The organism is Lachnoclostridium sp. An169, assembly GCF_002160525.1.
Classification (GTDB): Bacteria; Bacillota; Clostridia; order Lachnospirales; family Lachnospiraceae; genus Mediterraneibacter; species Mediterraneibacter cottocaccae.
Map to the genome: position 1 here is coordinate 37649 of NZ_NFKT01000034.1, position 10449 is coordinate 48097.

Consider the following 10449-nt stretch of genomic DNA (forward strand, 5'->3'; position numbering starts at 1 on the left):
AGCATGGAAATTATACGGGGAGACGGAACGCTTCTGAATGACATAGACCTTGCGCCAGAAAACGCACATCAGGAAGTGTTGCAGAATATCGCCGTAATTTTGGACACGATACAGAAGGAAGCCCCGATGTTACGGGATTTAGGGATTCCGGGGGATATTTACGGCAGACCTCTTCCGGTAGTGGAAAATATTTTAGTCGGATATATTTATGACCAGATTGAAACATACGAGCCGCGGGCCTTACTGGGAAACATTACGTTTGAAGTTGACCATATGACCGGAAAGATTACGCCGATTATTGAATTGCAGGGGGTAAGAGAAATTGAGCAGTGAAAGAACGTATCCTGACATAAAATTTCTGGAAACAGATACAGAAATCATAGAAAGCAATATGATAGCACTGTACGAATATCTGGTTCAGCAGACACCGGGAAGAGAACATTATAAATGTTATCCAGGTTCCCCGGAAAGGGTATTTATAGCATGGATGGCAGCAATCGTGGTACAGCAAAGGATTTTGATAGAAGATACAGCGAAAAAGAACGTTCCGCGTTATGCAGAAGGAGAGTACCTTGACAGTCTGGCGGAGTTATTCAAAGACATTGAACGGCTTCCGGCGACACCGGCAGTAGCAACATTCAGGTGTTACATATCAGAGGCACAGCCACAAAGCGTCATTGTGCCGCAAGGAACCCGGATTACATTTGACGGGAATATTACGTTTGAGACAACTAAAGAACTGGAAATAAAAGCAGGGCAGACATACGGAGACGTAACGGGCCAGTGCCAGACACCGGGAACAGTAGGGAACAACCTTGCGCCAGGGCAGGTAAAAGAAATCGTGGACGTATATGATTATTATTTGAAGGTTGAGAACACCACCACAACAACAGGAGGGGCAGAGGAAGAAAACGACGCAGATTATTATGAGCGTATGAGGGAAAGCATGGAGAGTTTTTCAACAGCCGGTCCGGTCAACAGCTATATCTATCATGCAAAATCAGTAAGCGCGGCGGTGGCAGACGTGACAGCTACAAGCCCGGAACCGGGAGAAGTGGACGTGCGGGTGCTGCTACAGGATAGCACACAGCCGACAGAAACCGTATTGAAGCAGATTGAAGAGGCACTAAACGCAGATGATGTAAGACCCCTGACAGACGTTGTGACGGTTTCAGCGCCGGAAGCAGTAGAATTTGAAATTGACCTGACATTCTACACACAGAGAAACTCACAGGCAAGTTCAAGCGTAATTGAGGAAGACGCACGGGCAGCAGTGGAAAACTATATCAGCTGGCAGACAAGCAAAATGGGGCGGGATATTAACCCGTCTTATTTGATTCAACAGCTGATGGGGGCAGGAGTAAAAAGGGTAGAGGTAAGGAAGCCAGTATTTACGACAATCGAGGAAACAAAGGTTGCCACATTAAAAAGAAGCACAATGAACGTACTGAATGGAGGCGTTGAAGATGCCTGATCAGAAAAGAATAAGGTCGCCCGGAAACGATATTTACAGCACAAAGTTTTCTGATTATCTTCCGGGCGCACTGAAAAAGGACCCGAAAATAAAATCACTTGCAGAGGCAGTAACAGAGCAGCTGTTGGAAGTGAGCGACAGCATGGAACTTGTGCTGATCTATTCCAGGATAGATGAACTTCCGGAAGACCTTGTGGACATTCTGGCCTACGATATGCACATTGACTGGTACGACTATTCCTATCCGCTGGAAGCAAAGAGAGATATGCTGAAAAACAGCATAAAGGTTCATAAGAAAATGGGTACAAAGTATGCGGTTGAAAAGGCTCTTGGCGCACTGTACCCGGAAAGCGAAGTAGAAGAATGGTTCCAGTACGGAGGACAGCCGCACCACTTCCAGGTAATTTGCGACGTATCGAAAAACCAGATACAGGCAAGTTATCAGGATATAGTCAACGCAGTGAAGATGTATAAACGGCTGTCGTCACATATGGAGGAAGTGACATACCAAAGCCGGATTTACTGCACAATTCAGACCCACGCAGATTGCTTTATATACATGACCCCGCTAACCGGAAGACTATCAGCAGGAACGTTCCCACAAAGGAACGTGAAAGGAATCCTGCATAACGGGCAGATCGTAATTGAAACAGATTCAGAAGAATTTGGTTACAGAACGCCAGCGGCAGGAACCATACCGGGAAGAAATACCATATTCAGGGGAACCGGGGCGGAAATATCCGCTGAAACAGATTCAGAGGGAAATATTTTCACGGTTCCGGCAGCAGGTACAAGCCCGGGAAGAAATATCATTTTCCGGGATTCAGAAACAAGAATTGAAGCCGACACGGAAAAAGAAGTCTTCCTGTACGAAGCCAGTGTGACAGGGAAAGAAAAAGCCGGAACACAGCCGGGGAGGAATACTGCTTTCCGTTCTTCTGACGCACAGATTGAGGCAGAAACAGCCTTTTACACCTACGGGTATAGAAATACACCAACAGGGAAGAAAAGGGCGGGAATGGAGCCAGAAAGAAGCGTCAGAGGGGCAAACGACAGCAGACAGGTGGAAGGAACTGTAAAGGCAGAAGTTTTCCATCATGAAAGCAAACTATGTGGGAGCAAAAGGCGACTATAAAGGAGGTGGAAACCATGCTGACACAAACCGCAATCAATGATTTTAAAGACTTCCTGGACAGCATTATTGCGTATGGGAAAGTTACAGTAAACGGAACACAGACACAGGTTCCTATACACCGGAGAGAGCGGCTTTCAGACGGGCGGGTTGCGGTGTATATGAATATTACGCCGCAGGTAAGCGGAACCGCAACAATTCAGAGAGTGCAGCTGTATAACAAAAACAGCGAGTTGTGGGCAGACAAAGCGGAAAATATAAAGCTGTCAAATGTGACAGAGGGCGCTTTATACCGTTTTGTATTTAAGTTTGTAGAACAGGAGGTGTAAAGGAAAATGTATGAATGGAAATACTGGATTGATCACGTCACAGAATTTGAAGACCGGTATGAGGAAACCGAAAATGACGACGGAACCGTAACGCATACCCCGGTTGAAGGGGAAGTGATTCAGCAGGGAACACCGCAGAACGCCGAAAACTTTAACCATATGGAAATGGGGATTGTGAACGGAGCGGAACTTGCAGCGCTGCTTGCAATCGAAGCGATTCACACGCGGCAGATGTTGGAGGATTTGAGCGGAGAAGCGATCACTGTAACGCTTACAAACAGTCAGACATACCCGTTCAATAATTCCATAAAGACCGTGCCGCTTTCAAAACAGAGGAACCATACAGACTATACCGTAAGCGCAGAGGTTATGGAATATTCAGGCGGATTTGTCGGGGATATTGAAATAACGGACAAGCTGGCAAACGGTTTCAAAGTCGCACATACAGGGAGCGCAACAAGCGTGAAACTGAAAATCCATGTGAAAGGCGGTTTTTACTAATGGCAAATGTGATCATCAAAAGAGAAGAAAGAAAACAGCATGAAGCGTATGTGATGAAGTCTTTCGGCGTGCAGGGAAGAGGAACGCCGGAGCAGAGGGAAGCTGCGGAGGTTATCGCAGCAAGGACCCGTGAGATTGTAAAAGGAGGGAAACGGTAATGGCGAAAGCAAGGAAAGCTGAAATCAATGTAGTCGAAAAAACGCCGGGAAACCACATTGCATATGTGGTAGACGGAAACAAGATCACGTTCGGGGAAGATGAACTGACAATCAACCTGGAAGCGAAGGAAAGAGACTATGAAGTAACACTGGACATTTGTATTGATACTGACGGGGGAATTGTGATCGGAACAGGCGGAAATGCACAGAAGTACGCTGCGGAGATCATTATTCCGGCAAGACGGTATGACATGATTGAGAGCGCAGAGGAAGACGAGATGGGAAATCCCAGGACGGTTCCAATGCCGATTGATTTTGATATGTCACTTTGCACACTTGTTTTATGGGGAATGGAGGTATAAAGAATGAGCAATTTTGATGATATGGCCCTTGCAGTAGCTTCCTACGGGGCGAATAACAGAGTGATCTTTGATGATCTGGGTATGCCGTCTATTATGGTCGGTGTTCCGAAAATGACATATGGAGACATTATCACAGGCGGAGGCTCTTCTGTCCTTCCGTGGTGGAAGATGAACGGGGAAGAAAAAGAAGTGATCTGGGTATCGAAGTTCATCAATACGGTTGTGAACGGACGGGCCTACTCACTGGCAATGAAAGACCCGCACTGTTATGTGAATTTTGACAGCGCATTGCAGTATTGCCGCGCAAAGGGGAACGGATGGCATTTATTACAGAACGGAGTATTTGCGGCGCTTGTATTATGGGCAGAGAAAAACGGAACCATTCCCCGCGGTAATACGAACTGGGATAAGAGTTATGAAAAATCGTGGGAACGCGGCGTAAATACATATAAGGACCCAGCCTATGAAGATGGAAGAGGCGGAAGAACTGCAACGGGTTCCGGGCCGGTTACATGGAACCATGACCATTCCCCGGCGGGAATCTGCGATCTTTGCGGAGATACCTGGGAATGGGTATCAGGAATGAGACTGAATGACGGAGAATTTCAGATCATCCCGGACGGAGACGCAATGAAAAATGATTGCAGCATGGCAGCAGGCAGCACGGAGTGGAAAGCAATCATGCCGGACGGTTCCCTTGTAGCGCCGGGAACTTCTGGAACACTGAAAATCGACGGAACTTCTGCGACAGGTACGCCGCGCATTAACACCACAAGAGAAGTTATCACAACCGACGACAGCGACAGCTATTTCAGAAATCAGTATTTCAAGAATGTTGTTGCGAAAGAAGGAGTTGACATTCCGAATATCATGATTGCCGCCGGACTTGCGCCAGCAGAGGGCATGACTTCTCCGGGTTGTTATTATGCGCGGAACAACGGGGAACGCCTGCCTTTCCGCGGTTCGAGTTTCAACAGCACCAGCGGCGGCGGAGCCGCCGCGCTGCGCTTGAGCGGCCCGCGGTCGAGCAGCGGCAGCGTCATTTCGTTCCGCTCCGCTTTTGTGGAATAACTGAAAACTGGAAACTGATACACTGAAAGGGCTTGCGACAGCAAGCCCATATAAAAAAATGACAAGGTGGAGAAAATGGCAGAAGAAAAAGAAGAAAGCCTGCCGGAACTGGAAGCGCCGAGGGATAATGCAACAGAAAATGACTTCAAGACGAAAAACAAAGTCTATGACCTTATGCTGTACATAAACCCGGAACTTGAACAGTTCCCGCGCGCACAGAGGCGGCTTGCAGACGAGATAAGGACAACAATGCTTTCTATTCTGCGGTTGGTAGTAACTCTGGAAAATAAGCATTATAAAAAGACCACTTTAGGAGATTTGGACAATGAAGTTGACGTACTGCGACACCTTGTAAGGCTTGCCGCAGACCCGGCGCTGACAAGAAGTAAAAAGCCGTGTCTTCCGTTGAGAAAATATGAAAATATCTCAAGGAAAACCAATGAGATTGGGCGGATGATCGGTGGCTATTATAAATCATTGAAGAAATAAGCGGGCAGGTGTCCGCTTTTTCTATTGGGGAAAAGCCGTTATAGAGGACTTTTGCAGTGCCTATCCGCGGTTCGAGTTTCAACAACACCAGCAACGGCGGAGCCGCCGCGCTGAACTTGAACAACCCGCGGTCGAACAGCAACAACAACATTTCGTTCCGCTCCGCTCTACCCCTACTTGCCAGAAGTCCGGTCCACAAGTGGGCCGGTCCAGCGCGTTTGGGTTAAAGGGGTTTTTCTCCATTCCAAAGGAACCGGGGAACCGGAACCGTAGGAAAAAGATTGAATTGCCGTGAAGACAGTTAGTACCCGCACAGCCGGAGAAAGTCAGCGAATAAGCTGAATAATATGTCACGTTTGAAACGGAAGAACCGGAGTAGATTTGCACGGCGAATAGAAAAACAGGAGGTTAAGGCTTGAAGAAGATTAAGAATTTATTCCCGGCGATCTATGATTTTGAGAATCTTTTTTACGCATATAAAGCGGCAATCAAAGGGAAGAGATACAGAGCGGATGTGATGAAGTTCACGGACCGGCTGGAAGATAACCTGATTATCCTACAAAACGAATTGATCTGGGGAACGTATGATGTGGGAAGATACAATATTTTCTATGTGTACGAACCGAAAAAGCGCCTGATCATGTCATTGTTATTCAAAGACCGGGTAGCACAGCAGGCGATATACAGGCAGCTAAACCCACTCATAGAAAAACGGTTTATTCATGATAGTTACGCTTGCAGGGTAAAGAAGGGAACACATAAGGCTATTGACCGCCTGCAATATTGGTTAAGGCAGACAGAGCGAAAACCAACAAGATATTACTACCTGAAATTAGATGTATCGAAATATTTTTACAGAATTGACCATGACATACTGAAAAGAATTTTATCTGACATGATCGACGATAAACCGCTTCTGGACCTACTGGCGAAGATTATAGACTGCGAAGATACAAAGTTCGGTCTGCCGATGGGAGCGGATATAGGAGACGTGGCATTTGATGAAATGCTTTCAGATGTTGGGCTTCCGATCGGGAATCTTACATCACAGATGTTCGCAAACCTGTACCTGAATGAACTTGATCAGTTCTGCAAACATAAACTGCACCTGCATTATTACATACGCTACATGGACGATATTATCATACTTCACAATGATAAGAAGGAATTGGAGCGTATTAAACGGGCGATCGCTGACTTTCTGGGAGATAAGCTGAATTTGCAGTTAAATAAGAAAACCTGTATCAGACCGGCAAGCATGGGAATAGAGTTTGTCGGTTATCGTGTATGGTCCACACACAGGAAACTAAGGAAGAAGACTGCAAAGAAGTTAAGAAAGCGCCTGAAATACCTGTTTCACGCATACGCAGTGGGAGAGGTTGACAAAGAAACACTTGAAAGAAGTGTAGCTTCATACCGGGGAATTTTAAAACATTTCAACAGTTACGGTCTGCGGCAGAAATTGAATGAAATGTACAAGAAGGAGGTACAAAAGGAGTGGAACCATTTATAAAAGTGTTCGGGGAAATATCGCTGGCGACAGCTGTTTATTTTATTGCCGCAGCTGTTTTCTTATGGGCTGTCTACAGAAAATGCAGAAAAGAGATCATTAAGCAGTATGCGAAAAAAAAGAAAGAAAAAGAGCAGCTGCAAAGAATACTTGCACAGGTAGAGCAGTACCCGAAGTGGCGGGAGCAATCCATTGAAATCCAGAAGCAGTACAATAAAGAAATTGCAGAACTGAAAGAAAGACAGGAAAAGAACATCCAGAACGTGAAAGAACTTCAAGAAGAATTAAACAGGCGGGAGGCAAGCAGTTTGAGAAATCAAATGCTGACACTGTACAGGTATTATTCTTCAACAAAGAAAAATCCCATGCAGGCATGGTCAAAGATGGAATCCAAAGCCTTTTGGGATATGTACGAAGACTATCGGAGGGCAGGAGGAAACGGGCATATGGAAACAGTAGTAAAGCCGGTCATGAATACTCTGGAAGTAATAGAAATGAAAGATACGGAAAGATTGAAAGAACTTATGGAAACAAGGGCATAGGAGGACAGGAAGAGTGAAAGAAATTTTATGTTTTGCCGCAGGTTTTGCGCTTGCGGCAATTATTATGATTATCCTGAACCGGAAAGCAATCAGGGCGGCGAGAAAGAAAAGAAAACAGGAAGTACAGAAGGACCCGGAAAAGAAGATACAGGCAACTAAAATCATTGTATTTTCAATCATGGTCACTTATTACGCCGCCTTTATCGTGGCTGTATGGGTTGTGATCGCACGGGATATTTACCAGTTATCATCCCTTCTGACATTCACAGGCGGCGTGTCTGCTTTTGCGGTAGCGTTCTACTGTTGGAAGTCAAAGGCGGAAAATCTTGAAAAAATCAAGAAAAATAACCCGGAGATCATAGCAAGCCTGACAGATTTTTCGGGAATGAGTTCACAGTGAGGTATAAAAGAATGAACAGTGCATTAAAAAGTGAAGTCGTGGCGGCAGCCGCGGCTATTATTTTCGGGAACGAAGGAAATTACACTTCTGTAAATGCAGACGATAACGGGGCATTAAGCGTGGGGAAAGTGCAGTGGCACGGAAACCGCGCTTTATCTCTGCTCAAAGAGATCATCGAAGAAGCAGGACAGACAACAGCAACGACAATCTTAGGCGCTGATTTATGGAAGGAGATCAAAGAAAGTTCCGATTGGACAAGAAGGACCGTAAACACGGACGAGAAGAACCGGATTGCAAAAATATTGGGAACAACTGATGGAAAAGCGGTTCAGGACGAACAGGCAGAGAAAGACATAACAGAATATGTGGAACACGGTATCAAGATCGGGATTGAGGACACGCAAAGCCTAGTATATTTTGCAGACCTTGAAAATCAAGGAGGCGCGGGGGCTTCCGGCAGAGTAGGAAAGACGGCAGTGGCAAAAGCCGGGGGAGCCGCCAGGGTAACACTTGCTATTCTTCACGCTGCGGCTCTGGCCGATAGCGTGATGGGTAGATATACAACCCGCAGGAATGAAACGTATGCAGCGGCGGCAGCGTTATTCAATGCGGAAGAAAATCATCAAACAGGAGGTAACGTATTCATGAATGAAATGCAGGTAAGACAGAATGTAGTAAGCACAGCCAGAAAGTATAAGGGCTGTAACGAAGCGGACGGGTCGCACAGGAAAATCATCGACGGGTATAACAGTCATAAGCCGCTTGCCAGAGGTTATGCCGTCAAATATACGGACGCATGGTGCGCGACGTTTGTTTCCTTCATTGCAATTCTGCTGGGATACACGGATATTATCCCTACAGAGTGCGGGTGCGAACAGCAGATCAATCTTTTCAAACAGAAAGGCAGATGGCAAGAAGACGGAACCGTAAAGCCGCAGATTGCGGATGTAATTTACTACAACTGGGATGATGGAACACAGCCAAACGACGGGTACGCAGACCATGTGGGATATGTGGCCGAAGTAAACGGAAACACAATGAAAGTGATCGAAGGAAACTATTCTAACGCCGTAAAAGAAAGAACGCTCACAGTAGGAGCGGGAAATATCCGGGGGTATGGAAAACCAGATTACGCAAAGAAGGCAACTTCCGGCGGAAGTTCCAGTTCAGGAAGCACATCTTCCGGCGGTTCCGGTAATGCGTCAAGCGGGGAACAGACCTACACCGTGAAGAAAGGAGACACACTTTCCGGTATTGCCGCAAAATACGGAACCACATATCAGAAATTGGCAAGCTACAACGGAATTGCAAACCCGAACAGCATTACCGTTGGTCAGGTTATCAGGATTCCGGGAAGCGGAAGCGCCTCTTCCGGCGGTTCCAGTAATGCGTCTGGCGGAGAACAGACCTACACCGTGAAGAAAGGAGACACACTTTCCGGCATTGCCGCAAAATACGGAACCACATATCAGAAGCTGGCAAGCTACAACGGAATTGCAAACCCGAACAATATTTCTGTCGGTCAGGTTATTAAGATTCCGGGAAGCGGAACAAGGACATACACAGTAAAGAGCGGCGACAGTTTGTGGGCGATCGCAGAAAAACAGCTGGGAGACGGCACAAGATACAATGAGATCAAGACATTAAACGGGCTGAAAAACGATACCATCCACGCCGGACAGGTATTGAAACTGCCAAACGCATAATAAAAGACAGAGAAAAGAAAGGAAGTACAGATCATGAATGAGATTATTTTTCTTGCGATTCAGTTAGCAGTAACCATAGGGGCTTTTCTTGTGGGAAAATATGTTCTGCCGAATATTCCAACAAGCGCCTCTGAAAAGCTGGAAGAACTTTCCGGATGGGCGGCACAGTTTGTAGTCTGGGCGCGTGAGTTCATGCAGGGCAGCACCGGAGAAGAGAAGATGAACAAGGTTGTTGAACTTATGAAGGAGATTGCGGAAGAATCAGAAATTGACGTGACGGAAGATCAGCTGAAAGCAATCGTTCAGAACGCATATGAAGCAATGAAAGCCGGAGAAGCCCAGGTAAACGCAACCGTGGCAGCACAGACGGCAACGCCTGCGCCTACAGTGGCGATTTATAACAATATGGCAGGAGCCGCAGAAGAGACAGAAGAAATGGACCTTGTGGCTACGGACGAAGTACCGGAAGGAGCCACGGAGCCGGACGAAAACGGGAACGTGAAAGTTTTCAACGAAAAGATGGAGCAGGTCGGAACAATCACAGAAGAGGAAGCAAAGAAAGCAGAAGAAAAAGCGGTACAGGCGGCAACGCATATTAAAGTAGAAATCAACCAGCCTGCAACGGAAAAAAAGTAAAAAAATACTCAGTAGGCATTGCACCTGCGGGGTATTTTTGATTTCAATTATGCATTTTCGTTTTCGATTACTCATTTCAGGAATAAAACCCCGGAAGCAAGCCTTCCGGGGTTTGTTATACTAATGATACATAACCCAC

Annotated in this window: 14 protein-coding genes; all 14 read left to right on the plus strand. The window is 46.3% G+C overall.

Annotation, left to right across the window (positions count from 1 at the left end; all coding sequences use genetic code 11):
• The first annotated feature begins 3 nt into the window (after positions 1–3).
• The 14 genes from B5F07_RS18445 (at position 4) to B5F07_RS18505 (ending at position 10310) form a co-directional block, all read left to right on the plus strand.
• Positions 4–333, plus strand: a complete 330-nt coding sequence (locus tag B5F07_RS18445; RefSeq protein ID WP_087162680.1) for a hypothetical protein — start codon at positions 4–6, stop codon at positions 331–333.
• Positions 323–1474: a baseplate assembly protein gene (locus B5F07_RS18450; protein WP_242972589.1), complete on the plus strand. Its 1152-nt coding sequence runs from the start codon at positions 323–325 to the stop codon at positions 1472–1474. Before B5F07_RS18445 ends, B5F07_RS18450 begins: the two co-directional genes overlap by 11 nt.
• Positions 1467–2609 (plus strand): phage tail protein I, encoded by a 1143-nt coding sequence (locus B5F07_RS18455; RefSeq protein WP_162613173.1) that lies wholly within the window; start codon positions 1467–1469, stop codon positions 2607–2609. The genes B5F07_RS18450 and B5F07_RS18455 overlap by 8 nt, the downstream gene beginning before the upstream one ends.
• Before the next feature lie 14 nt (positions 2610–2623).
• Positions 2624–2935, plus strand: a complete 312-nt coding sequence (locus tag B5F07_RS18460; protein ID WP_087162682.1) for a hypothetical protein — start codon at positions 2624–2626, stop codon at positions 2933–2935.
• A gap of 6 nt (positions 2936–2941) precedes the next feature.
• Positions 2942–3436 carry a hypothetical protein gene (locus B5F07_RS18465; RefSeq protein WP_087162683.1) on the plus strand — a complete coding sequence of 165 codons (495 nt, stop codon included), beginning with the start codon at positions 2942–2944 and terminating at the stop codon, positions 3434–3436.
• On the plus strand, positions 3436–3594 hold the full coding sequence (locus B5F07_RS22895) for a hypothetical protein (protein ID WP_191403440.1): 159 nt from the start codon (positions 3436–3438) through the stop codon (positions 3592–3594). The genes B5F07_RS18465 and B5F07_RS22895 overlap by 1 nt, the downstream gene beginning before the upstream one ends.
• The gene (locus tag B5F07_RS18470) at positions 3594–3956 is read left to right on the plus strand and encodes a hypothetical protein (protein WP_087162684.1); all 363 of its coding nucleotides are present in this window, start codon (positions 3594–3596) and stop codon (positions 3954–3956) included. The genes B5F07_RS22895 and B5F07_RS18470 overlap by 1 nt, the downstream gene beginning before the upstream one ends.
• A 3-nt stretch (positions 3957–3959) precedes the next feature.
• Positions 3960–5027 carry a hypothetical protein gene (locus B5F07_RS18475; protein ID WP_087162685.1) on the plus strand — a complete coding sequence of 356 codons (1068 nt, stop codon included), beginning with the start codon at positions 3960–3962 and terminating at the stop codon, positions 5025–5027.
• Positions 5028–5102: 75 nt separating this feature from the next.
• A complete protein-coding gene (gene avd, locus B5F07_RS18480) occupies positions 5103–5516 on the plus strand; it encodes a diversity-generating retroelement protein Avd (RefSeq protein ID WP_140398051.1) in 414 nt (137 codons plus the stop codon).
• Between the two features lie 415 nt (positions 5517–5931).
• Positions 5932–7029 carry a reverse transcriptase/maturase family protein gene (locus tag B5F07_RS18485; protein ID WP_087162686.1) on the plus strand — a complete coding sequence of 366 codons (1098 nt, stop codon included), beginning with the start codon at positions 5932–5934 and terminating at the stop codon, positions 7027–7029.
• Positions 7014–7568, plus strand: a complete 555-nt coding sequence (locus B5F07_RS18490; protein ID WP_087162687.1) for a hypothetical protein — start codon at positions 7014–7016, stop codon at positions 7566–7568. Before B5F07_RS18485 ends, B5F07_RS18490 begins: the two co-directional genes overlap by 16 nt.
• A 13-nt stretch (positions 7569–7581) precedes the next feature.
• A complete protein-coding gene (locus tag B5F07_RS18495) occupies positions 7582–7968 on the plus strand; it encodes a hypothetical protein (RefSeq protein WP_087162688.1) in 387 nt (128 codons plus the stop codon).
• 11 nt (positions 7969–7979) lie between these two features.
• Positions 7980–9674: a LysM peptidoglycan-binding domain-containing protein gene (locus B5F07_RS22690; RefSeq protein ID WP_162613174.1), complete on the plus strand. Its 1695-nt coding sequence runs from the start codon at positions 7980–7982 to the stop codon at positions 9672–9674.
• Positions 9675–9707: 33 nt separating this feature from the next.
• A complete protein-coding gene (locus B5F07_RS18505; protein ID WP_087162689.1) occupies positions 9708–10310 on the plus strand; it encodes a phage holin, LLH family in 603 nt (200 codons plus the stop codon).
• Positions 10311–10449: the final 139 nt, after the last annotated feature.

Bases quoted from the DNA above. Each gene is read 5' to 3' on its own strand.
- B5F07_RS22895 (WP_191403440.1), top strand. From the start codon at position 3,436: ATGGCAAATGTGATCATCAAAAGAGAAGAAAGAAAACAGCATGAAGCG.
- B5F07_RS18455 (WP_162613173.1), top strand. From the start codon at position 1,467: ATGCCTGATCAGAAAAGAATAAGGTCGCCCGGAAACGATATTTACAGC.
- B5F07_RS18470 (WP_087162684.1), top strand. From the start codon at position 3,594: ATGGCGAAAGCAAGGAAAGCTGAAATCAATGTAGTCGAAAAAACGCCG.
- B5F07_RS18475 (WP_087162685.1), top strand. From the start codon at position 3,960: ATGAGCAATTTTGATGATATGGCCCTTGCAGTAGCTTCCTACGGGGCG.
- B5F07_RS18460 (WP_087162682.1), top strand. From the start codon at position 2,624: ATGCTGACACAAACCGCAATCAATGATTTTAAAGACTTCCTGGACAGC.
- B5F07_RS18505 (WP_087162689.1), top strand. From the start codon at position 9,708: ATGAATGAGATTATTTTTCTTGCGATTCAGTTAGCAGTAACCATAGGG.
- B5F07_RS18445 (WP_087162680.1), top strand. From the start codon at position 4: ATGGAAATTATACGGGGAGACGGAACGCTTCTGAATGACATAGACCTT.
- B5F07_RS18465 (WP_087162683.1), top strand. From the start codon at position 2,942: ATGTATGAATGGAAATACTGGATTGATCACGTCACAGAATTTGAAGAC.
- B5F07_RS22690 (WP_162613174.1), top strand. From the start codon at position 7,980: ATGAACAGTGCATTAAAAAGTGAAGTCGTGGCGGCAGCCGCGGCTATT.
- avd (WP_140398051.1), top strand. From the start codon at position 5,103: ATGGCAGAAGAAAAAGAAGAAAGCCTGCCGGAACTGGAAGCGCCGAGG.